We start from the raw sequence: 22,692 nt of genomic DNA, 5'->3' as shown, positions 1-22,692 counted from the left end.
GCGCGCCCGAGCGCGCCGCGTTGCCCACGGTAAGACATTCCATGCCCAAGAGAACCGATCTTAAGAGCATCCTGATCCTCGGTGCCGGCCCCATCGTCATCGGCCAGGCCTGCGAGTTCGACTATTCCGGCGCCCAGGCCTGCAAGGCCCTGCGCGAGGAGGGCTACCGGGTGATCCTGGTGAACTCCAACCCGGCCACCATCATGACCGACCCGGAGATGGCCGATGCGGTATACATCGAGCCGGTGGAATGGAAGACCGTATCGCGCATCATCGCGCGCGAGAAGCCGGATGCGGTCCTGCCCACCATGGGCGGACAGACGGCGCTGAACTGTGCCCTGGACCTGGCCAAGCATGGCGTGCTGGACAAACATGGCGTCAAGCTCATCGGTGCCTCCGAGGATGCCATCGACATGGCCGAGGACCGGCACCGCTTCCGCGAGGCCATGAGCGAGATCGGCCTGGAGTCGCCAGTGGCCTACATGGTCAACAGCTGGGAAGAGGCCCAACGGGTGCAGCCGGACATCGGCTATCCCATCATCATCCGGCCATCCTTCACCATGGGCGGCAGCGGTGGCGGCATCGCCTACAACCGCGAGGAATACGAGGACATCGTCAAGCGCGGCCTGGATCTCTCCCCCATCAACGAGGTGCAGGTGGAGGAGTCCGTGCTGGGGTGGAAGGAATTCGAGATGGAGGTGATCCGCGACAAGGCGGATAACTGCATCATCATCTGCTCCATCGAGAACCTGGACGCCATGGGGGTGCACACCGGTGATTCCATCACCGTGGCCCCCGCCCAGACCCTCACCGACAAGGAATACCAGATCATGCGCGACGCCTCCGTGGCCGTGCTGCGCAAGATCGGCGTGGAGACCGGTGGGTCCAATGTGCAGTTTGCCGTGAATCCGGAGAACGGCCGCCTGGTGGTGATCGAGATGAACCCCCGGGTGTCCCGCTCCTCGGCCCTGGCCTCCAAGGCCACCGGCTTCCCCATCGCCAAGGTGGCGGCCAAGCTGGCCGTGGGCTTCACCCTGGACGAGCTGCGCAACGAGATCACCGGCGGCGTGACCCCGGCCTCCTTCGAGCCCTCCATCGACTACGTAGTCACCAAGATCCCCCGCTTCACCTTCGAGAAGTTCCCCAGTGCCGAGGCCAAGCTGACCACCCAGATGAAGTCGGTGGGCGAGGCCATGGCCATCGGTCGCACCTTCCAGGAATCCTTTCAGAAGGCCCTGCGGAGCCTGGAGACGGGCAATGACGGCCTCAACGGCAAGGTGGACCTGGGCAGCGAGGACGCCGACGCCGAGGTGCGTGCGCGCCTGGCTGATCCCGGTCCCGACCGGATCTGGTACGTGGGCGATGCCTTCCGCCTCGGGTACAGCGTCGAGCAACTGTTCGAGATGACCTGGATCGACCCCTGGTTCCTGGAACAGATCCAGGAGCTGGTGCTGATCGAGCAGTCCCTCAAGGATCGTTCGCTCAAGGAGATCGATGCCACCGAGATGTTCCGTCTCAAGCAGTACGGCTTCGCCGACCGCCGCCTGGCCACCCTGTTGCAGGAAACCGAGCGCACCGTGCGCGAATATCGCCACGGCCTCAAGGTGCATCCGGTGTACAAGCGGGTGGATACCTGCGCTGCCGAGTTCGCCTCCACCACCGCCTACATGTATTCCACCTACGAGGAGGAGTGCGAGGCCGAGCCCTCCAGTCGCGAGAAGATCATGGTGCTCGGTGGCGGCCCCAACCGCATCGGTCAGGGCATCGAGTTCGACTACTGCTGCGTGCACGCCGCGCTGGCCATGCGTGAGGACGGGTACGAGACCATCATGGTCAACTGCAACCCGGAAACCGTCTCCACCGACTACGATACCTCCGATCGCCTGTTCTTCGAGCCTTTGACGCTGGAAGACGTGCTGGAGGTCGTGCACCTGGAGCAGCCCAAGGGCATCATCATCCAGTTCGGTGGCCAGACACCGCTGAAACTGGCCCGCGACCTGGAGGCCGCCGGTGCGCCCGTGATCGGCACCACCCCGGACTCCATCGACCTGGCCGAGGACCGCGAGCGCTTCCAGAACCTGATCAACGAGCTGGACCTGATTCAGCCGCCCAACCGCACGGCCCGCAGCGTGGAAGAGGCCGTGCGCCACGCTGAGGCCATCGGCTTCCCCGTGGTGGTGCGCCCCTCGTATGTGCTGGGCGGCCGGGCCATGGAAATCGTCTATAACGAGACCGACCTGCGCCGTTACATGCGTGATGCCGTGCAGGTCTCCAACGATGCACCGGTGTTGCTGGATCGCTTCCTGGACGATGCCGTGGAGGTGGATGTGGATGCCATCAGCGATGGCAAGGAGGTGGTCATTGGCGGCATCATGCAGCATATCGAACAGGCGGGCGTGCATTCCGGTGACTCCGCCTGCTCGCTGCCCCCGTACAGCCTGAGCATGGAATTGCAGGACGAGATTGCCGAGCAGGTACGCAAGATGGCCGTGGGTCTGAACGTGGTGGGTCTGATGAACACCCAGTTCGCCGTCCAGGGCGGTAACAAGATCTTCGTGCTGGAAGTGAACCCGCGCGCCTCGCGCACCGTGCCCTTCGTCTCCAAGGCCATCGGCATGCCGCTGGCGAAGATCGCCGCCCGCTGCATGGCGGGTCGCAGCCTGGCCGAGCAGGGTGTGACCGACGTGATCCGGCCCAAGTACTTCTCCGTGAAGGAGGCCGTGTTCCCGTTCATCAAGTTCCCGGGGGTGGACCCCATTCTTGGCCCCGAGATGAAGTCCACCGGCGAGGTGATGGGCGTGGGTCGCAGCTTCCCGGAGGCCTTTGCCAAGAGCCAGTTGGGTGCGGGCGTGACCCTGCCCACCGCGGGCAAGGCCTTCATCAGTGTGCGTGACGCCGACAAGGGCGAGATCGCTGAGGTGGTGCGTCACCTGGCGGACAAGGGCTTTGAGTTGATCGCCACCAAAGGCACCGCTCAGGTGCTGGAAGACGCTGGCATTGCCTGCAAGCGCATCAACAAGGTCACCGAGGGTCGACCGCATATCGTCGACATGATCAAGAATGACGAGATCAGCCTGATCATCAACACCACCGAGGGTCGGCAGGCCATCGCCGACTCCTACACCATCCGCCGGGAGGCCCTGCAGCACAAGGTGAGCTACACCACCACCCTGGCAGGCGCGTTTGCCACCGTTGAAGCCCTGTCCTTCCTGGATAGCGAGAACGTGTACTGCCTGCAGGACATGCATAAGGAGAACCTGGCATGAGCAAGACGCCGCTGACGGTCCGTGGGGCCGAACTGCTCAAGGCAGAACTGCAGAAGCTCAAGAGCGAGGATCGCCCTCGGGTAATCGCCGCCATTGCCGAGGCGCGCGCCCACGGTGACCTGAAGGAAAATGCCGAGTATCACGCAGCTCGAGAGCAGCAGGGGTTCATCGAGGGGCGCATCAAGGAGTTGGAGGGCAAGCTCTCCAACGCGCAGATCATCGACGTGACCACACTGAATGCGGGTGGCAAGGTGGTGTTCGGCGCCACCGTGGATCTGCTGGATCTGGATTCGGATCAGGAAGTGAGCTACCAGATCGTCGGCGACGATGAGGCGGACATCAAGGCGGGTCGGATCTCCGTGAACTCCCCCATCGCTCGCGCGGTGATCGGCAAGGAAGAGGGTGATGAATTCACCTTCAACGCCCCGGCGGGCGAAAAGCACTACGAGGTCGTGGCCGTCCGGTATGTGTGAGGCCCCCTCACCCCAACCCCTCTCCCCCTAGGGGAGAGGGGCTTCGAAACGGGGCCAGGCCCTTCTTTGCTTACTAGGGCAGTTTCACCACCGGCTTTTCCGGATTGCGCCGAAACAGGGTGGCAATGTTGCCGATCCGCTGCACCAGAGTCGCGCCGCTTCGTTCGCACATCTGTGCCACCACCTGATCCCTCAGCTCACGATTGCCCACCCCCACCTTCACCTTGATGAGTTCATGATGATTCAGGGCAATGTCCAGTTCTTCCAGCACGGCATCGGTCAGGCCGTGTCGGCCGAGACTGACCACGGGTTTCTTGTCATGGGCCAGCGTGCGAAGGTGTTTGATCTGCTGAGGGGTGGGCATGGCGGTGAACAGGGTTCCGACTGAGATGGACAGGCCGCGCAGTTTGAGGGCTCGCTCGTCAACTCTCAAGTGCTGTCGCCCCAAGGCCCATCCGGTTGAGGTATCCTCACGCGCTCGTCCATTCACAGACCTCGCCCATCATGTCCCGCAGCAAAAGCAGCCAACGCTGGCTCAAGGAACATTTCAGCGACCCTTACGTGCAAAAGGCCCAGGAAGAGGGCTGGCGCTGCCGGGCCGTCTACAAGCTCCAGGAGATCCAGGAGCGGGATCGGCTGATCCGCCCTGGGATGCGGGTGCTGGATCTGGGGTCCGCCCCCGGGGGCTGGAGCCAGTATGCCGCAGGCCTGGTGGGCCGCAAGGGCTGTGTGATTGCCTCGGATATCCTGGAGATGGCTCCCCTGGAGGGTGTCACCTTCGTGCAGGGGGATTTTCGCGAGGACGACGTGCTGGATGCCATCCTCGCCGCCATGGGGGCCGAGATGGGGGATGAGCCCGCTGACCTTGTACTTTCCGATATGGCCCCCAATATCAGTGGAATGGATGCGGTGGACCAGCCGCGCGCCATGTACCTGGCAGAGCTTGCCCTGGACACAGCCGGTCGGGTGTTGAAACCTGGCGGGGATTTCCTGGTCAAAATTTTCCATGGCGAAGGGTTCGACGAGTACGTGAAGACCCTGCGCGGGCAATTCAACAAGGTGCAGATTCGTAAACCCCAGGCTTCCCGGGCCCGCTCCCGCGAGGTGTATGCGTTGGCCAGGGGCCGCAAACTGGTGTAAGGTCTGTGAAACCAACAGCACACCACGGAATAGTCGAGGTAGACCCTTGAACGAGCTGGTAAAAAACCTGATTATCTGGGCGGTTATTGCCATCGTGCTGATGTCGGTGTTCAACAACTTCACACCGCAGCAGCAGGAGGCTCAAGCCTGGTCCTATTCGGAATTCATTGGCGAGGTGAAGGCCGGACGCATTGACAGCGTCTTCATCGAGGACAAGACCATCGAGGGGCGCACCATCAACGGTGAGCAGTTCCGCACCCATGCCCCCGATGATCCGGGTCTGATCGGCGATCTGCTCAACAGCAACGTCGAGATCCGCGTCGATGAGCCCGCGCAGCGCTCCCTGTTCACGGACATCCTCATCAGCTGGTTCCCGTTCCTGCTGCTGATCGGCGTGTGGATCTACTTCATGCGTCAGATGCAGGGTGGGGCCGGTGGTCGTGGCGCCATGTCCTTTGGCAAGAGCAAGGCGCGCATGATGAGTGAGGACCAGGTGAAGATCACCTTCACCGATGTGGCCGGCTGCGACGAGGCCAAGGAAGAAGTCAGCGAACTGGTGGATTTCCTGCGCGATCCCAGCAAGTTCCAGAAGCTGGGCGGCAAGATTCCCCGCGGTGTGCTGATGGTGGGGTCTCCGGGTACCGGTAAGACGCTGCTGGCCAAGGCCATCGCCGGCGAGGCCAAGGTGCCGTTCTTCAGCATCTCCGGCTCCGACTTCGTCGAGATGTTCGTGGGTGTGGGCGCTTCCCGGGTGCGTGACATGTTCGAGCAGGCCAAGAAGCATGCGCCCTGCATCATCTTCATCGACGAGATCGATGCCGTCGGTCGCCAGCGTGGCGCCGGTATGGGTGGAGGTCATGATGAGCGCGAGCAGACGCTGAACCAGCTCCTGGTGGAGATGGACGGCTTTGAGGGAACGGAAGGCATCATCGTCATTGCTGCCACCAACCGTCCCGACGTGCTGGACCCGGCGTTGCTGCGCCCCGGTCGCTTCGACCGCCAGGTGGTGGTGCCGTTGCCGGATGTGCGTGGTCGCGAGCAGATCCTCAAGGTGCACATGCGCAAGGTGCCGGTGGATGACAACGTCAAGCCCGACCTGATTGCCCGCGGTACGCCCGGTTTCTCGGGGGCCGACCTGGCCAACCTGGTCAATGAGGCAGCGCTGTTTGCCGCCCGGGCCAACAAACGCCTGGTGGAGATGATCGACTTCGAGCGGGCCAAGGACAAGATCATGATGGGCGCCGAGCGCAAGTCCATGGTCATGAGCGAGGACGAGAAGAAGCTCACCGCCTATCACGAGGCTGGGCATGCCATTGTGGGGCGCCTGGTGCCGGAGCATGATCCGGTTTACAAGGTGAGCATCATCCCCCGTGGGCGGGCGCTGGGCGTCACCATGTTCCTGCCGGACGAGGATCGCTACAGTCACAGCAAGACGCGCCTGGAAAGTCAGATCTGCTCCCTGTTTGGCGGCCGTATCGCCGAGGAGATCATCTTCGGGCCGGACAAGGTCACCACGGGTGCGTCCAACGACATCGAGCGGGCCACCTCCATTGCCCGCAACATGGTCACCAAGTGGGGTCTTTCCGACCGCCTGGGTCCGCTGGCCTACGGTGAGGACGAAGGCGAGGTCTTCCTGGGTCGTCAGGTGACTCAGCACAAGCAGATGTCCGACGAGACGGCCCATGCCATCGACGAGGAAATCCGCCGGGTGATCGACTCCAGCTACGAGCGGGCAAAGACCATCCTTGAGGAGCACATGGAGAAACTGCACACCATGTCGAGGGCGCTCATGAAATATGAGACCATCGATGTGGAGCAGATCAACGACATCATGGAAGGGCGTGAACCCCGGGATCCGGACGGCTGGACCGGTGGTGATGAACCCGGTTCCGGCGACGGTGACGCCAGTGCCAAGGGTGATGGCAAGGACAAGGAAGGCAAGGGCATCATTGGTGGCCCTGCCAGTCAGACCTGAGCCCCGGATGCCGCCTCACGGCGGCATTTGAAGCCGGTAAGACAGAGAAGCCGCCCTCAGGGGCGGCTTCTCTGCGTCTGGCCCTGTCATGGTCCCGGAATGGTCCCGGAATGGCCCCGGAATGGCCATGAGTGCCCATGGCCGGTTATGATCCAGTTCTTTCACGGCCATGGTTTCGTCATGCAGTTTGGTCAGTACACCATTGATCTCACCCAGCCCCGCATCATGGGCATTCTCAACGTCACCCCGGACTCATTTTCCGACGGGGGTGCCTTCATTCATCCTGCCCAGGCCATTGAGCACGCGCTCACCATGGTGGAGGAGGGGGCCGATTTCATTGATGTGGGCGGTGAGTCCACACGCCCCGGCGCTGCATCCGTCCCTGTCGAGGAGGAACTGACCCGGGTCGTTCCCATCATCGAGGCCCTGGCGCCCCGGGTGCCGGTGCCGATTTCCGTGGATACCAGCAAGGCCGAAGTGATGCGGGCCGCCTGCGCCGCGGGTGCCACACTGATCAACGATGTGCGTGCCCTGCAGGACCCGGGGGCCCTGGAGATGGCAGCGCGGTGCGAGGTTCCCGTGTGCCTGATGCACATGCAGGGTCAGCCCCGCAGCATGCAGGTGGATCCCCGGTATGGGGACGTGGTGGCCGAAGTGCGCGATTTTCTGGCCGAGCGGGTGGTGGCTTGTCGGGCCGCAGGCATTTTGGCGGACCGCCTGTTGCTGGATCCGGGTTTCGGTTTCGGCAAGAACCTGGAGCACAATCTCACCCTGTTGCGCCGTCTCCCGGAGCTGGCCGTGGAGGGATTGCCGCTTTTGGTGGGGATGTCGCGCAAGACCATGATCGGCCGGATGCTGGGTGATGAGCGGCCAGCCTCGGAACGAATCCAGGGCAGCGTGGCGGCGGCCCTGCTGGCTGCCCAGCAGGGGGCCAGCATCCTGCGTGTGCACGACGTGGCGGCCACCCGGGATGCGCTGCGCGTGCTCCGGTCGGTGGGTGAGCCGTTCATTCACTGAAAACTCGGGCAAGCGCGCCGCTTCGCTGCGCCGAAACCCTCTTGATCAGGACAGGCTTGGATTGATGACTCAGGAAAGACAGTATTTTGGTACCGACGGCATTCGCGGACGGGTGGGGCGTTACCCCATGACGCCGGATTTCGCCTTGCGCCTGGGCTGGGCGGCAGGGCGGGTGCTGGCCCCCGATGGTGAGGGCCTGGTGCTGATCGGCAAGGACACCCGTGTGTCCGGTTACATGTTTGAGTCGGCCCTGGAGGCCGGCTTGTCGGCGGCCGGGGTGGATATCCGCTTGCTGGGCCCCATGCCGACGCCCGCGGTGGCCTACCTCACCCGTACCTTCCGGGCCTCGGCGGGGATCGTGATCAGCGCCTCCCATAACCCCTATTACGACAACGGCTTCAAGTTCTTCTGCACCAACGGCAACAAGTTGCCCGACCCGGTGGAGCTGGCCATTGAGGCAACCCTGGGTCAGCCCATGGAGACCGTGGATTCCGCGGATCTGGGCAAGGTGGAACGGGTGGTGGATGCAGCCGGTCGCTACATCGAATTCTGCAAGAGCACCATCCCGACCGGTACCCACCTGCACGGCCTGCGTATCGTCGTGGATTGTGCCAATGGCGCGACCTACGCGGTGGCACCCCATGTGTTCGAGGAACTCGGTGCCGAAGTGATCCCCGTGGGCGTCCGGCCCGATGGATTCAATATCAACGAGGGTTGCGGGGCCCTGCATCCTCGTGAGCTTCAGGCCGCTGTGCTGGCCCACAAGGCGGATCTGGGCATCGCCCTGGATGGGGACGGGGACCGTCTGATCCTGGTGGACGAGCGCGGCGATGTGGTGGACGGGGATCAGGCCCTGTGCATCATCGCCCTGGCGCGCCACCGGGACGGCATCCTGCAAGGAGGCGTCGTGGGTACCCTGATGAGCAACCTGGGTCTGGAACAGGCCATGGAGTCGGCAGGCATTCCCTTCAGGCGGGTGGCCGTGGGCGATCGTTATGTCATGGAGGCCCTGCATCACGAAGGCTGGTTGCTGGGTGGGGAGTCCTCCGGGCATCTGATTTGCCTGGATCGTACCTGTACCGGCGACGGGATCATTTCGGCGCTGCAGATCCTCGAGGTGATGGGCACCACCGGGCGGCCGCTTTCCGAATTGCAGCGGGGCATGGAAAAATACCCGCAGACCTTGTTGAACGTGCCCGTCAACCCAAGCGCTCGTCCCCACGGGTTGCTGGATACCCAGACCGTGCGCGAGGCGGTCAGGGATGCTGAATCCACCCTGTCTGGCCGTGGTCGCGTACTCCTCAGGCCCTCGGGCACAGAGCCGCTTGTGAGGGTGATGGTGGAGGGATCCGACATGGCCCTGGTGGGGCGCCTTGCCCAGGACCTGGCGGACTGCGTTCGCCACGCGGCCGAGCGTGCATCCTGAAATTGATTTATCGGCCGCGCGCAGGTAGGATTCCCCGCTTCATGATCCGGGGACGACAGGGGCCGGATTGCTCCCTCCGGGGAGGCAGAGGACCTCTGTGTTCAGCCGGGTGGGTGTCCATTTCACGGAGATGATCCATGCGTAGACCCCTGGTGGCTGGTAACTGGAAGATGAACGGTTCGCGCTCGGCGAACCAGGCCCTGATGCACGACGTGGCTGCTCAGGTGGCCGCTCTTGACTCGGTCGATGTGGCGGTCTGCCCGCCATTCGTCTACCTGGAGCAAGTGTCGTCGCTGGTGGGATCCGCGATTGCCCTGGGTGCCCAGGATCTTTCCGATCAGGACGAGGGCGCTCACACCGGCGAGGTGTCCGGAGCCATGCTCAAGGACCTGGGTTGCCAATACGTGATCGTTGGGCATTCCGAACGGCGCACCCTCTATGGTGAGGATGATGCCTTCACGGCCCGCAAGTTCGCCGCGGCGCGTCGCCATGGGCTCAAGCCCATCCTGTGCGTGGGCGAATTGCTGGAAGAGCGCGAGCAGGATATCACCGAAAAGGTGGTGGCCCGACAGTTGGACGCCGTGCTGGATCTCGAGGGTGTGGAGGCGTTTCGTGACGCCGTGGTTGCCTATGAGCCCGTCTGGGCCATTGGCACCGGTCGTACCGCCACGCCGGATCAGGCCCAGGCCGTGCATGCCTTCATTCGGGAGCGACTGGCGGGGCACGATGCCTCTGTGGCAGCGGGCGTGCAGATTTTGTATGGAGGCAGCGTTAAAGCCGACAACGCTGTCGAGTTGTTCAACCAAGCGGATATTGATGGCGGCCTGATCGGCGGCGCCTCACTCAAGGCGGCGGATTTCCTTGCGATCTGCAAGGCCGCCGGTCAAGCAGGATAAACCATGCTGTATAGCATTTTATTGGTAGTTCAGGTAGTCTTGTCCATCGGTTTGATCGTGCTGGTTTTATTGCAGCATGGCAAGGGTGCTGATGCAGGAGCGGCCTTTGGTAGTGGCGCCTCGGCTACCGTTTTCGGGGCTCGGGGGTCAGCCAATCTGCTCACGCGCGCCACGGCACTGACCGCCACGGGGTTCATCATCAATAGCCTGGTGCTCACCTACCTGGTGGCCAATAGGCCTGAGGCTCCGAGCGTCATTGACCTGATCGATACGACACCCCAGCGTGTTGAACAGCCGGCCAGCATGCCTCCGGAAGATGATGACTCCGGAGACGATGTCGGCCCGGTGGACGTCCCCAACTAAGAGGGATGCCACCCAGGCAGGTCACCCTCGGGGAGGCCTGTCCGAAGGAGTAGGGAGGAGGAGTTGCCTGTGGCGCCATGACGTTGCCACAGGTGAGTGGGGCGTCACAGGCCCCGTGTTCGTGATGCATCGTGCAGATGTGGTGGAATTGGTAGACACGCCGTCTTGAGGGGGCGGTGGCGAAAGCCGTGCCGGTTCGAGTCCGGCCATCTGCACCATTCTTCATTCAGGCGTCGCTGTCGTTCCGGCCATTTCTTGCGGCGCTGCACAAAAAAATCCAGCAGTATCAATGAATTAGTTTATTCTAATGCTTGACACCCTTATAACGGGTGCCATAGACTCCCCCGGGCTTTGAGAAATTCAGGGCACTTTCCAGCGGCCCCGATAACTAAAAACTAGGTGGCATGCGCGCTCTTGCATGCACACATAGCATCACCGAGGCCTGCCGCATGCATCGCCATGGGGTGGGAGGAGAGGAACATGCTCGAAAACTACCTGCCTGTATTGGTGTTCATCGGCATCGGCGTGCTCGTTGGGGTGATTCCTCTCGCTCTGGGCATGGCAGTGGGCCCCAGTCGCCCTGACGCCGCCAAGGGCTCCCCCTACGAATGCGGTTTCGAGGCCTTTGAGGACTCCCGCATCAAATTTGACGTCAGGTTCTACCTGGTCGCCATCCTCTTTATCATCTTCGATCTGGAAATCGCGTTTCTCTTTCCCTGGGCCGTCGCCCTGGATTCCATTGGATTGTTCGGGCTTCTGGCCATGGCCATGTTTCTGGGTATCCTGGTGATCGGGTTCATTTACGAGTGGAAGAAGGGGGCCCTGGAATGGGAATAGAAGGCGTCCTTGAAAAAGGCTTTGTCACCACCTCTGCCGACAAGCTGATCAACTGGGCTCGCACGGGTTCCCTGTGGCCCATGACCTTCGGGCTGGCGTGTTGCGCCATCGAGATGATGCACACCGGTGCAGCGCGATACGACATGGACCGCATGGGTGTGGTGTTCCGCCCCAGCCCCCGTCAATCGGATGTGATGATCGTCGCCGGCACGCTGGTCAACAAAATGGCCCCTGCGCTCCGCAAGGTGTACGACCAGATGCCTGAGCCGCGCTGGGTGATCTCCATGGGGTCGTGTGCCAACGGTGGTGGTTACTATCATTACTCCTATTCAGTCGTGCGGGGCTGTGATCGCATCGTCCCCGTGGACATCTATGTTCCCGGATGTCCTCCCACGGCCGAAGCGCTGCTATACGGAATCCTGCAACTGCAGAACAAGATCCGTCGCACTCACACCATCGCCCGCTGACGGGCGGCCTCCAGCCAGGATCTCATGATGAGCGAGAAACTCGACAGACTGGCCGCGTGCCTGGAGAAAAAGTTCAAGGGCCGGCTGCTGGGTCTGACCCAGGCGCGTGGCGAGATCACCATCCAGGTGGCGCCAGACGACTGGCTACCCTTGGCACGCATGCTGCGAGACGATCCCGAGCTGGGTTTTGAGATGCTCGTTGACGTCTGCGGCGTGGACTACATGGCCTATGGCGTGACCGAGTGGGCTACGGAGGCCTCCAGCAGCGAAGGCTTCAGTCGCGGTGTGGAAGCGGCGACCTTCGGGCGCTTCACTTTCGACGAGGCCCCAGCGGCTGGAGGACACGAGGGACCGCGCTTCGCTGCGGTCTATCATCTGCTTTCCATCTCCCATAATCACCGCTTGCGCGTGCGCTGCTTTTGTCCCGACGACGAATTCCCCGTGCTGCCATCGGCGGTGGAGGTGTGGTCCTGCGCCAACTGGTTCGAGCGTGAAGCCTTCGACCTTTTTGGAATCGTCTTCGAGGGGCATCCGGATCTGCGTCGGATCCTGACCGATTATGGTTTCGTGGGCCACCCCTTCCGCAAGGATTTCCCCCTGGTGGGGCATGTGGAGATGCGCTACGACCCGGAACAACAGCGGGTGATCTATCAGCCGGTGACCATCGAGCCCCGTGTGCTGGTGCCTCGGGTCATTCGCGACGATCACCGTTATCTGGATGACTCGGCCGAGGAGACATCCGCCGATGCCTGAGATTCGCAACTACACCCTGAACTTCGGTCCCCAGCATCCGGCGGCCCACGGCGTGTTGCGCCTGGTGCTGGAGATGGATGGCGAGGTGGTGCAACGAGCCGATCCACACATCGGCCTGCTGCATCGTGGAACGGAGAAGCTGGCCGAAAGCAAGCCCTACAACCAGAGTATCGGTTACATGGATCGGCTCGATTACATGTCCATGATGTGCAACGAGCACGGCTACTGCATGGCCATCGAGCGTCTGCTGGGCATCGAGCCTCCGCTGCGAGCCCAGTACATCCGGGTGATGTTTGATGAGATCACCCGCATCCTCAACCACCTCCTGTGGCTGGGCACCCATGCTCTGGATGTGGGGGCCATGACCATGTTCCTGTACTGCTTCCGCGAACGTGAGGATCTGGTGGATTGCTACGAGGCGGTGAGTGGTTCGCGCATGCATGCCACCTATTATCGCCCCGGCGGTGTGGCCCGGGATCTGCCCGACACCATGGCGCAGTATCAGCCGTCCCGCTGGAAGAGCAAGGCCGATGTGGCCGTTCTCAATAAGGAGCGCCAGGGTGGGTTGCTGGACTTCATCGAGGCCTTCACCGAACGCTTCCCCACCAAGGTGGATGAGTACGAGACCCTGCTTACCGAGAACCGCATCTGGCGCCAACGCACGGTCGGGATCGGAGTGGTCGATCCGGAACGCGCGCTGCAGCTGGGCTTTACCGGGCCCATGCTGCGTGGCTCGGGGGTGGAGTGGGATCTGCGCAAGAAACAGCCCTACGCCGCCTACGATCGCGTGGATTTTGACATCCCCGTGGGCGTTAACGGCGACTCCTACGATCGCTACCTGGTGCGCATGGAAGAAATGCGCCAGTCCAACCGGATCATCCGCCAGTGTGTGGAATGGCTGAAGAACAATCCCGGCCCGGTGCGTGTGGATGATCGCAAGATCATGGCGCCGGCACGGGAAGAGATGAAGGCAGATATGGAATCCCTGATTCATCACTTCAAGCTCTTCACCGAGGGCTACTGCGTGCCCCAGGGGGAGGCCTACGCCACTGTGGAGCATCCCAAGGGAGAGTTCGGCGTCTACATGATTTCCGATGGGGCCAACAAGCCTTATCGAGTGAAGGTGCGGCCGCCGGGTTACGTGCATCTTTCGGCCCTGGATGAAATGTCCCGAGGGCACATGCTGGCCGACGTGGTGACCCTGATCGGCAGCCTGGATATCGTTTTCGGGGAGATCGACCGCTGATGTCAGCCAATCCGACCCAACGCAAGTCCGACCTGCTCAGCGAGCACGTCCGCCATGAAATCGACGACTGGCTAGCCCGCTACCCGGAGGATCAGCGACAGTCCGCTGTGCTGGGTGCGCTGCGGGCAGTTCAGCATGAGCATGGCCACCTGTCCACCGAGATGATGGATGCAGTGGCCGACTATATCGGCATGCCCGAGATCGCCGTCTACGAGGCGGGCAGTTTCTACTCCATGTTCGAACTGCAGCCAGTGGGCAAGCACAGCATTTCGGTGTGCACCAACATCTCCTGCATGCTGCGGGGCGGCGACAAGATTCTGGAACACCTGGAGAACAAGCTGGGTGTCGGCCTGGGCGAATCGACCCCCGACGGCCGTTTCTTCCTCAAGCGCGAAGAGGAATGCCTGGCCGGGTGCTGTGGCGCTCCCATGATGCAGGTGAACCACGTCTATCACGAGCATCTCACCCCCGAGCGGGTCGATGAGATCCTCGACAAGCTGGACTGAGGCGGCCATGGCGAATCGTATCTGTTTCATCACCCGGGGTTTTGACGAACCCTGGACCTACGAGAACTACCTCAAGGTGGGTGGCTATCAGGCCCTGGGAAAGATCCTCAAGGGTGAGCTGTCACAAGAGGCGGTGATCGAAGAGGTCAAGGCTTCCAATCTGCGCGGACGGGGCGGGGCCGGCTTTCCCGCGGGCCTCAAGTGGAGTTTCATGCCCCGCACGGCGCCGGGCCAGAAATACGTGGTCTGTAACTCGGATGAGTCCGAACCGGGCACCTGCAAGGACCGCGATATCCTGCGCTACAACCCACACGCACTGGTGGAAGGCATGGCCATCGCCGGCTTCGCCATCGGCGCCACGGTGGGCTACAACTACATGCGAGGCGAGTTCCTGGACGAGCCCTACCAACGATTCTGCCAGGCCGTGAAGGAGGCCTACGAGCATGGCTGGCTGGGCAAGGATATCCAGGGATCGGGCATCGATTTCGACCTGTATCCCACACTGGGCGCCGGTGCCTATATCTGCGGCGAGGAAACCGCACTCCTGGACTCCCTGGAAGGCAAGAAGGGAATGCCGCGCTTCAAACCACCGTTCCCTGCCAACTTCGGGCTCTATGGTCGTCCCACCACCATCAACAATACCGAGACCCTGGCCTCGGTGCCCATCATCATCCGCGAGGGCGGGCAATGGTTTGCTGACATGGGGGTGGAGCGGTCCGGCGGCGAGAAGCTGTTTTCGGTGTCCGGTCACGTGGAAAAGCCCGGCAATTTCGAGGTGCCCCTGGGCACGCCCTTCAGCGAATTGCTGGAGATGGCGGGCGGTGTCTGGAAGGGGCGCAAGCTCAAGGCCGTGATTCCCGGTGGCTCGTCAGTGCCGGTGGTGCCCGGTGACATCATGCTCAAGACCAATATGGATTACGACGCCATCGTCAAGGCCGGCTCCATGCTCGGCTCCGGGGCCGTCATCGTGATGGATGAGACCACCGACATGGTCAAGGCCCTGCAGAGGATCTCGCGGTTCTACTTCGCTGAATCCTGTGGCCAGTGCACGCCCTGCCGGGAAGGCACCGGCTGGTTGTACCGGGTACTGACACGGATCGTGGAGGGGCAGGGTCGCATGGAAGACCTGGAGCGACTGGACGACGTGGCCGCCAAGATCGAAGGTCGCACCATCTGTGCCCTGGGGGACGCTGCCGCCATGCCGGTGCGCAGTTTCGTCAAGCACTTCAGGCATGAGTTCCAATACTACATCGAGCATGGCCGCAGCCTTGTGGCAGACGCGGCCTGACCCATGGCGTTCGGTGCAACGGGAAGCGAAGCATGAGTGAGGATCTGGTCAATTTCGAGGTCGACGGCATCCCCTTGAAGGCAGAAAAGGGGAGCATGCTGATCCGTGCGACGGACGCGGCGGGTATTCATATCCCCCGATTCTGTTATCACGACAAGCTGTCCGTGGCCGCCAACTGCCGCATGTGCCTGGTGGAGGTGGAGCGGGCGCCCAAGCCCATGCCCGCCTGCGCCACGCCCGTGGCCGAGGGCATGAAGGTCTATACCCGCTCGCCCAAGGCGCTGGCCGCACAGAAATCCACCATGGAGTTTCTGCTGATCAATCATCCCCTGGATTGTCCGGTCTGTGATCAGGGTGGCGAGTGCGAGTTGCAGGACGTATCCATGGGCTTTGGGGAGGATATCTCCCGCTACAGCGAACCCAAGCGGGCGGTCAAGGACCAGGATATCGGTCCGCTGATCGCCACGGAGATGACCCGCTGCATTCATTGCACCCGTTGCGTGCGCTTTGGCGAGGAGATCGCCGGCATGCGCGAACTGGGAGCCACCGGTCGTGGCGAGAACATGGAGATCGGTACCTTCGTGGCCAAGACGGTGGCCTCCGAACTCTCGGGTAACGTCATCGACCTGTGCCCGGTGGGTGCCCTCACCGCCAAGCCCTCGCGCTTCACCTACCGGGCCTGGGAGCTGGTTCAGCACGCCACCGTGGCCCCCCATGACTGCGTGGGCTCGAATCTCTATCTGCATACCTACAACGGGCAGGCCATGCGCGTTGTGCCCCGGCGCAATGACGGCGTCAACGAGACCTGGATCTCCGACCGGGATCGCTTCAGTTACACCGGTCTGTCTGCCGACGATCGCCTGACTCAACCCATGATCCGCCAGAAGGGCGAGTGGGTGGTGACCGACTGGGAGACGGCGTTGACCCGCGTGGTGGAAGGGTTGCGGGCTCAACCCGCCGAGGCTTGCGGGGCCTTGCTCTCCCCCCAGGCCAGCCTGGAGGAACTCTATCTGGCGCAGCAGTGGCTGCGTGGCCTGGGTATCCATCACCTGGATCATCGTCTGCGCCAGTCCGACTTCTCGGATCAGGGGCGTGCCCCGCTGTTCCCCTATCTGGGCGGTAGTCTGGAATCCCTGGAGCAGGTTTCCGCCTGTCTGCTGGTGGGCTCCAACATTCGCAAGGATCAGCCCATGGCGGCCCATCGCCTGCGCAAGGCAGCGCTGGACGGTGCGGCCATCATGGCCATCAATGTCCGTGACTTCCCTTTCCATTTCCCGGTGGAGCCGCAGGTGGTGGTGGATCCCCAGGGCATGGTGATGACACTGGCGGCGGTGGCCGCGGCGGCCCTGGAAAAGGCCGGTGGCAGCACTCCGCGCGGTTTCGCGGATCTCCTCAAGGCCGCTCAGGTTACCGATGAGGCCCGCGCCATGGCCGAGAGGCTGGCAGGGGAGGGCGATGCGCGCATCCTGATGGGCATCCAGGCTCAACATCATCCCCAGTTCTCGCTCCTGCGTGCCCTGGGGGGCGTCATCGCCGATCTGACGGGGGCCACCCTGGGTTATCTCTCCGAGGGCGGCAATGCCTCGGGTGCCTGGTTGGCGGGTGCCGTGCCCCATCGGGGCCCCGGCGGGGCTGCCCTGGAGACAGCCGGTCAGCCGGCGGGTGACTGGTTATCGGGCGCTCCCAAGGGTTGTGTGCTGCTGAACGTGGAACCCGACCTGGATTGTGCCGATCCCGCCCAGGCAATGCAGGCCATGGAGAACGCCGATTTCGTGGTGGCCCTGACGCCATTTGCCGGGGAGTCCTTGCGCAAGGTGGCCCATGTGCTCCTGCCGGTGTCCACCTTTGCCGAGACCGCCGGTACCTACGTGAATGCCGAGGGTCGCTGGCAAAGCGTGAAGGGTGCAGCCACGCCCCCGGGGGAAGCGCGCCCTGCCTGGAAGGTGCTGCGGGTGCTGGGAAACATGTGTGATCTTGCCGGCTTCGAGTATCTGTCGTCCGAGCAGGTTCGCGACGAGGTCAAGGCCCGTCTGGCAGAGGCCGGGGTGAGTGACTTCGATACGCGGGTGCACCATGACGGCAGCAAGCTGCCGGTGCCACCCAAGGCGGCCGGCCTGCAGCGGGTGTCATCGGTGGGTCTGTATGCGATTGATTCGCTGGTGCGGCGTTCGCGTCCGCTGCAGGCCACGCCAGACGCCGGAGACGGTGATGCGGCGCGGATCAATGCGGCCCAGGCACGCAGCCTGGATCTGTCCGAGGCCGCCGAGGTGGTGGTGCGCCAGGGCAAATTGACTGCACGCATGCCGCTGGTGATCGACGAGAGCATCCCCGAGGGGTGTGCCTGGCTGCCTGCGGGCGTCAGTGTCACCAGCGGCCTGGGGCCGTCCCACGGGCCGGTGGAATTCCACAAGGTTTGACGATCAGGGTTCAAGCATGCAGCAAGCCATGATTCAGTTCTGGGAAGGGTTGCCGTTGATCGTACAGATCAACCTCAAGATCATGGCAATCCTCACGCCGCTGATGCTGGCGGTGGCGTATACCACCTTCGCCGAGCGCAAGATCATCGGCTATATGCAGGTGCGGGTGGGCCCCAATCGGGTGGGTCCCCGAGGCTGGCTGCAGCCCATCGCCGACGCGCTCAAGTTGCTCACCAAGGAGGTGGTGATCCCCACCAATGCCAACCGGTACCTGTTCCTGATCGCTCCGGTACTGGCCATTGCCCCCGCCCTGGCGGCCTGGGCGGTGGTGCCCTTCGACGATGGTATGGTGCTGGCGGATATCAACGCCGGACTGCTCTTCCTGCTGGCCCTCACCTCCATGGGGGTGTACGGCATCATCATCGCGGGCTGGGCCTCCAATTCGCGCTATGCGCTGCTGGGCTCCATGCGCTCGGCGGCTCAGATCATCTCCTACGAGATCGCCATGGGATTCGCCCTGGTGGGTGTGATCATGGCTGCGGGCAGCCTCAACGTGGGGGAGATCGTGATGGCTCAGCAGGGCAGCGTCTATCACTGGTTCCTGCTGCCGCTGTTCCCCCTGTTCCTGGTGTATTTCATCTCCGGGGTGGCTGAGACCAACCGTGCGCCCTTCGACGTGGCGGAAGGGGAGTCGGAAATCGTCGCGGGTTTCCATGTGGAATACTCGGGCATGGCATTTGCCGTGTTCTTCCTGGCCGAGTACGCCAACATGATCCTCATCTCGGCCCTCACCGCCCTGCTGTTCCTGGGAGGATGGCTGTCGCCGTTCGAGGGGATTCTGCCCGAGTCCGCCTTCGCCATTCCGGTGCTCGGCTGGCTTCTCGACAGTGGCATCCACTGGTTCCTGATCAAGACGGCCTTCTTCCTGTTCCTTTTCCTTTGGTTCCGCGCCACCTTCCCCCGGTATCGCTATGACCACATCATGCGCCTGGGCTGGAAGGTGCTTATTCCCGTGACCATTGTCTGGCTGTTTGTCGCGGGTGTCGCCGTGGCCATCGGCGTCGGACCCTGGTTCGCGTGAAGGAGGTTTTCATCATGGGCACGGCCATTCGTCAGTTCTTCAAGACCTTCCTGCTCTGGGAGCTGCTGCTGGGCATGAAATTGACCGGCCGCCACCTCTTCGAGCGCAAGATCACGGTGCAGTATCCGGACGAGACGACCCCCATATCGCCTCGCTTCCGCGGGCTGCACGCCCTGCGCCGTTACCCCAACGGTGAGGAACGCTGCATTGCCTGCAAGCTCTGCGAGGCCGTGTGCCCTGCGCTGGCGATCACCATCGAGTCGGAACAGCGCGATGATGGCACTCGACGCACCACGCGCTACGACATCGACCTGTTCAAATGCATCTATTGCGGGTTCTGCGAGGAGGCCTGCCCGGTGGACTCCATCGTCGAGACCCATATCCAGCATTATCACTTCGAAAACCGGGGTGAGCAGATCATGACCAAGGACAAGCTCCTGGCCATTGGTGACAAGTACGAAAAAGAAATCGCCGCGGCCCGGGCGGTCGACGCGCCCTATCGTTGATGAGGAGGCCCCGGATCACATGACTTTCGAAGCATTCCTGTTCTATTTCTTCTCGGTGGTTCTGGTGGGATCTGCCGTGGCGGTGATCACCGTGCGCAACCCGGTGCATGCGGCATTGTTCCTGGTGCTGGCCTTTGTTGCCACGGCTGCCCACTGGATCATGCTGGAGGCAGAATTCCTCGGCATCCTCCTGGTGCTGGTCTACGTGGGCGCGGTCATGGTGCTGTTCCTGTTCGTGGTCATGATGCTGGACATCAACATGTCGCGTATCCGTGAAGGCTTCATGAAGCTCCTGCCGGTGGGCATCGTGGTGGCGGTGGGCATGATGGTGGTCATGGCCATGGTGGTGGGTGCCCAGGTGTTTCAGGTGGAACCGCCGGTCCCGGCCAGCGCCGACTACAGCAACACCGAGGCCTTGGGGCAGTTGCTGTACACCGAATACGTTTATCCATTCGAAATCGCCGCAGTGATCCTGCTGGTGGCCATCATCGCCGCCATCGTGCTCACCCTGCGAAAGCGCCCCGACACCCGCTATCTGGATCCGGCCAAACAGATCCAGATCCGGCGGGAAGACCGGGTACGCATGGTGAAAATGGAATCCGAAAAGAAATAAGGGTAGAGGGCGCCCCGGCCCGGTGACACCGCCGGCGCCGGGAAGTCAGGGCTGAACAAAACCACCCGAGCGGGCACCGTCGAGAGACCTGCGCAGGGCCAACAACGGGACCAAGCATGATTCCTCTGTCGCATTACCTCGTTCTGGGGGCGATCCTGTTCGCGCTCAGCGTGACCGGGATCTTCCTGAACCGGAAAAACCTGATCATTCTGCTCATGTGCATCGAACTGATGCTCCTGGCGGTGAACATGAACTTCGTGGCCTTCTCCCACTATCTGGGGGATCTGGCGGGCCAGGTGTTCGTGTTCTTCATCCTCACCGTGGCCGCTGCCGAGGCGGCCATCGGACTGGCCATCCTGGTCCTGGTTTTCCGTAACCGAGAGACCATCAATGTCCAGGATCTGGACGAGATGAAGGGGTAAGACATGGAGACGCTCTATCTTGCCATTGTGCTGGCGCCCTTGCTGGGGGCCATCGTTGCCGGACTCTTCGGGCGTCAGGTGGGCCGCGTGGGTGCCCACAGTGTCACCATTGCCGGCGTCGCCATCTCCTTCGTGCTCTCCCTGGTGGTCTTTTGGTACCACGCCATGGCCGGTGGGGAGGTCTATAACGAGACCGTCTACACCTGGCTGGTGAGTGACGGCATCCGCTTCGAGATCGGTTTCCTGGTGGACAACCTCACCGCCATGATGATGCTGGTGGTCACCTTCGTTTCACTGATGGTGCATGTGTACACCATCGGTTACATGCAGGATGACCCGGGTTACCAGCGTTTCTTCGCCCTGATCTCGCTGTTCACCTTCTCCATGCTGATGCTGGTGATGGCCAACAACTTCCTGCAGTTGTTCTTTGGCTGGGAAGCCGTGGGCCTGGTGTCCTATTTGCTGATCGGCTTCTGGTTCAAGCGGCCCACGGCCATCTATGCCAACATGAAGGCCTTCATCGTCAACCGGGTGGGCGACTTCGCCTTTGTCCTGGGGATCGGCGCGGTGGTCTTCCATGCCGCCAGCCTGGACTACATGGAGGTCTTCGCCCAGGCCGACACCATGGCCGATGCCACCATCAGCATCCTGCCGGGCAGCGAGTGGTCGCTGCTGACGGTGGCCTGCATCCTGCTGTTCATCGGTGCCATGGCCAAGTCGGCGCAGGTGCCCCTGCACGTATGGCTGCCGGATTCCATGGAAGGCCCGACGCCCATCTCGGCCCTGATCCATGCCGCCACCATGGTGACGGCGGGTATCTTCATGGTGGCCCGCATGTCGCCCTTGTATGAATACTCGGTGGCAGCCCTGAGCTTCATCCTGGTCATTGGCGCCATCACCGCCTTCTTCATGGGCCTGATCGGCCTGGTGCAGAACGACATCAAGCGGGTGGTGGCCTATTCCACCCTGTCCCAGCTGGGCTACATGACGGTGGCCCTGGGTGCCTCGGCCTATGCGGCGGGCATGTTCCACCTGATGACCCACGCCTTCTTCAAGGCGCTGCTGTTCCTGGCGGCCGGCTCGGTGATCATGGCCCTGCATCATGAGCAGGACATGCGGCGCATGGGCGGGTTGCGCAAGTACATGCCCATCACCTACGCCACGGCGTTGATTGGCTCGCTGGCGCTGATCGGCTTCCCGGGGCTGGCCGGTTTCTTCTCCAAGGACGGCATCATCGAGGCGGTGCACATGTCCTCGACCCCAGGGGCGACGTTCGCCTATGTGCTGGTGCTGGCGGGCGTGTTCGTCACGGCCCTGTACACCTTCCGGATGTTCTTCATGGTGTTCCATGGGGAAGAGCGCTTCCGCCATGCGCCGCCGGCCGCGGGGCATGATGAGGGGCACGGTCATGGACATCACGGTGGCACGCCCCACGAGTCTCCGTGGGTGGTGACCGTACCGCTGATCCTGCTGGCCATCCCTTCCGTGCTGGCCGGCTATTTCGTGGGCCCCTTGCTGTTCGGTGACTTCTTTGCAGATGCCCTGTTCGTGGACGAGAGTCGCGATGTGCTGGCCAGGTTGGGTGAGGGCTATGACGGCGTCCTGGGCTTCATCATCCACGGCATCATGATGCCCCCCTTCTGGCTGGCCATGGCGGGCCTGGGCACGGCCTGGTACGTGTACATGAAGCGGCCGGAACTGGCCCAGAAGGCGCGGGATACCCTGCCTTGGGCATACAACATTCTGGACCGCAAGTATGGGTTCGACGAGTTCAATGATGTCGTGTTCGCCGGTGGGGCGCGCCGTCTGGGGCAGTGGTTGTGGCGCTTTGGCGATACGCTGCTGATCGATACGGTCATCGTCAACGGCAGTGCCCGCGCGGTGGGCTGGGTATCGGGTCGTCTGCGCCTCGGCCAGACGGGTTACCTGTACCACTATGCCTTCGCCATGATCATCGGGCTGCTGGTGTTGATCCTGGCCTTCGCGCTGTAGGGTCGGCA

21 protein-coding genes and 1 tRNA gene are annotated in these 22,692 nt (G+C 62.5%); 21 read left to right on the top strand and 1 reads right to left on the bottom strand.

Annotation, left to right across the window (positions count from 1 at the left end; all coding sequences use genetic code 11):
* The first annotated feature begins 41 nt into the window (after positions 1–41).
* Both carB and greA read left to right on the top strand, forming a co-directional pair.
* On the top strand, positions 42–3,266 hold the full coding sequence (carB, locus tag ECTHA_RS0104125; RefSeq protein WP_025280927.1) for a carbamoyl-phosphate synthase large subunit: 3,225 nt from the start codon (positions 42–44) through the stop codon (positions 3,264–3,266).
* Entirely contained in the window at positions 3,263–3,739 is a 477-nt protein-coding gene (gene greA, locus ECTHA_RS0104120) for a transcription elongation factor GreA (protein WP_025280928.1), read from the top strand. The genes carB and greA overlap by 4 nt, the downstream gene beginning before the upstream one ends.
* 73 nt (positions 3,740–3,812) lie before the next feature.
* Here the strand turns inward: greA and yhbY are convergent, their stop codons facing one another.
* Positions 3,813–4,103, bottom strand: coding sequence for a ribosome assembly RNA-binding protein YhbY (yhbY, locus tag ECTHA_RS0104115; RefSeq protein WP_025280929.1), 291 nt, complete (start codon positions 4,101–4,103; stop codon positions 3,813–3,815).
* A 140-nt stretch (positions 4,104–4,243) separates the two neighbouring features.
* Between yhbY and rlmE the strand changes: the two genes are divergently transcribed.
* From rlmE to nuoL, 19 genes are all read left to right on the top strand, one after another.
* Positions 4,244–4,879 carry a 23S rRNA (uridine(2552)-2'-O)-methyltransferase RlmE gene (gene rlmE / locus ECTHA_RS0104110; protein WP_025280930.1) on the top strand — a complete coding sequence of 212 codons (636 nt, stop codon included), beginning with the start codon at positions 4,244–4,246 and terminating at the stop codon, positions 4,877–4,879.
* A gap of 46 nt (positions 4,880–4,925) precedes the next feature.
* Complete coding sequence (gene ftsH / locus ECTHA_RS0104105) at positions 4,926–6,854, top strand: ATP-dependent zinc metalloprotease FtsH (RefSeq protein WP_025280931.1); 1,929 nt, start codon at positions 4,926–4,928, stop codon at positions 6,852–6,854.
* Positions 6,855–7,001: 147 nt separating this feature from the next.
* Positions 7,002–7,871, top strand: coding sequence for a dihydropteroate synthase (gene folP / locus ECTHA_RS0104100; RefSeq protein WP_238625023.1), 870 nt, complete (start codon positions 7,002–7,004; stop codon positions 7,869–7,871).
* Between the two features lie 64 nt (positions 7,872–7,935).
* Positions 7,936–9,297 carry a phosphoglucosamine mutase gene (gene glmM / locus ECTHA_RS0104095; protein WP_025280933.1) on the top strand — a complete coding sequence of 454 codons (1,362 nt, stop codon included), beginning with the start codon at positions 7,936–7,938 and terminating at the stop codon, positions 9,295–9,297.
* Positions 9,298–9,434: 137 nt separating this feature from the next.
* A complete protein-coding gene (gene tpiA / locus ECTHA_RS0104090) occupies positions 9,435–10,193 on the top strand; it encodes a triose-phosphate isomerase (RefSeq protein WP_025280934.1) in 759 nt (252 codons plus the stop codon).
* Positions 10,194–10,196: 3 nt separating this feature from the next.
* Positions 10,197–10,556 (top strand): preprotein translocase subunit SecG, encoded by a 360-nt coding sequence (secG, locus tag ECTHA_RS0104085; RefSeq protein WP_025280935.1) that lies wholly within the window; start codon positions 10,197–10,199, stop codon positions 10,554–10,556.
* A gap of 133 nt (positions 10,557–10,689) precedes the next feature.
* A tRNA-Leu gene (locus tag ECTHA_RS0104080) sits at positions 10,690–10,774 on the top strand.
* A 262-nt stretch (positions 10,775–11,036) separates the two neighbouring features.
* On the top strand, positions 11,037–11,393 hold the full coding sequence (locus ECTHA_RS0104075) for an NADH-quinone oxidoreductase subunit A (protein ID WP_025280936.1): 357 nt from the start codon (positions 11,037–11,039) through the stop codon (positions 11,391–11,393).
* A complete protein-coding gene (locus ECTHA_RS0104070) occupies positions 11,384–11,860 on the top strand; it encodes a NuoB/complex I 20 kDa subunit family protein (RefSeq protein ID WP_025280937.1) in 477 nt (158 codons plus the stop codon). Before ECTHA_RS0104075 ends, ECTHA_RS0104070 begins: the two co-directional genes overlap by 10 nt.
* Positions 11,861–11,887: 27 nt before the next feature.
* Positions 11,888–12,613 (top strand): NADH-quinone oxidoreductase subunit C, encoded by a 726-nt coding sequence (locus ECTHA_RS0104065; RefSeq protein ID WP_025280938.1) that lies wholly within the window; start codon positions 11,888–11,890, stop codon positions 12,611–12,613.
* Positions 12,606–13,859 carry an NADH-quinone oxidoreductase subunit D gene (locus tag ECTHA_RS0104060; protein WP_025280939.1) on the top strand — a complete coding sequence of 418 codons (1,254 nt, stop codon included), beginning with the start codon at positions 12,606–12,608 and terminating at the stop codon, positions 13,857–13,859. Before ECTHA_RS0104065 ends, ECTHA_RS0104060 begins: the two co-directional genes overlap by 8 nt.
* Positions 13,859–14,365 carry an NADH-quinone oxidoreductase subunit NuoE family protein gene (locus tag ECTHA_RS0104055; protein WP_025280940.1) on the top strand — a complete coding sequence of 169 codons (507 nt, stop codon included), beginning with the start codon at positions 13,859–13,861 and terminating at the stop codon, positions 14,363–14,365. The genes ECTHA_RS0104060 and ECTHA_RS0104055 overlap by 1 nt, the downstream gene beginning before the upstream one ends.
* Before the next feature lie 7 nt (positions 14,366–14,372).
* Complete coding sequence (nuoF, locus tag ECTHA_RS0104050; RefSeq protein ID WP_025280941.1) at positions 14,373–15,653, top strand: NADH-quinone oxidoreductase subunit NuoF; 1,281 nt, start codon at positions 14,373–14,375, stop codon at positions 15,651–15,653.
* Positions 15,654–15,685: 32 nt separating this feature from the next.
* Positions 15,686–18,070, top strand: coding sequence for an NADH-quinone oxidoreductase subunit NuoG (gene nuoG / locus ECTHA_RS0104045; RefSeq protein ID WP_025280942.1), 2,385 nt, complete (start codon positions 15,686–15,688; stop codon positions 18,068–18,070).
* Between the two features lie 16 nt (positions 18,071–18,086).
* Positions 18,087–19,151 carry an NADH-quinone oxidoreductase subunit NuoH gene (nuoH, locus tag ECTHA_RS0104040; protein WP_025280943.1) on the top strand — a complete coding sequence of 355 codons (1,065 nt, stop codon included), beginning with the start codon at positions 18,087–18,089 and terminating at the stop codon, positions 19,149–19,151.
* 14 nt (positions 19,152–19,165) lie between these two features.
* The gene (nuoI, locus tag ECTHA_RS0104035) at positions 19,166–19,657 is read left to right on the top strand and encodes an NADH-quinone oxidoreductase subunit NuoI (protein WP_025280944.1); all 492 of its coding nucleotides are present in this window, start codon (positions 19,166–19,168) and stop codon (positions 19,655–19,657) included.
* A 19-nt stretch (positions 19,658–19,676) separates the two neighbouring features.
* Positions 19,677–20,270 carry an NADH-quinone oxidoreductase subunit J gene (locus tag ECTHA_RS0104030; protein ID WP_025280945.1) on the top strand — a complete coding sequence of 198 codons (594 nt, stop codon included), beginning with the start codon at positions 19,677–19,679 and terminating at the stop codon, positions 20,268–20,270.
* A gap of 116 nt (positions 20,271–20,386) precedes the next feature.
* Positions 20,387–20,692, top strand: a complete 306-nt coding sequence (nuoK, locus tag ECTHA_RS0104025) for an NADH-quinone oxidoreductase subunit NuoK (protein WP_025280946.1) — start codon at positions 20,387–20,389, stop codon at positions 20,690–20,692.
* 3 nt (positions 20,693–20,695) lie between these two features.
* Positions 20,696–22,684: an NADH-quinone oxidoreductase subunit L gene (nuoL, locus tag ECTHA_RS0104020; RefSeq protein ID WP_025280947.1), complete on the top strand. Its 1,989-nt coding sequence runs from the start codon at positions 20,696–20,698 to the stop codon at positions 22,682–22,684.
* Positions 22,685–22,692: the final 8 nt, after the last annotated feature.

The organism is Ectothiorhodospira haloalkaliphila ATCC 51935, assembly GCF_000633935.1.
GTDB classification, from domain to species: domain Bacteria; phylum Pseudomonadota; class Gammaproteobacteria; order Ectothiorhodospirales; family Ectothiorhodospiraceae; genus Ectothiorhodospira; species Ectothiorhodospira haloalkaliphila.
The sequence above is the reverse complement of the archived record's forward strand: the minus strand, read 5'-3'. Positions and strand labels throughout refer to the sequence as shown.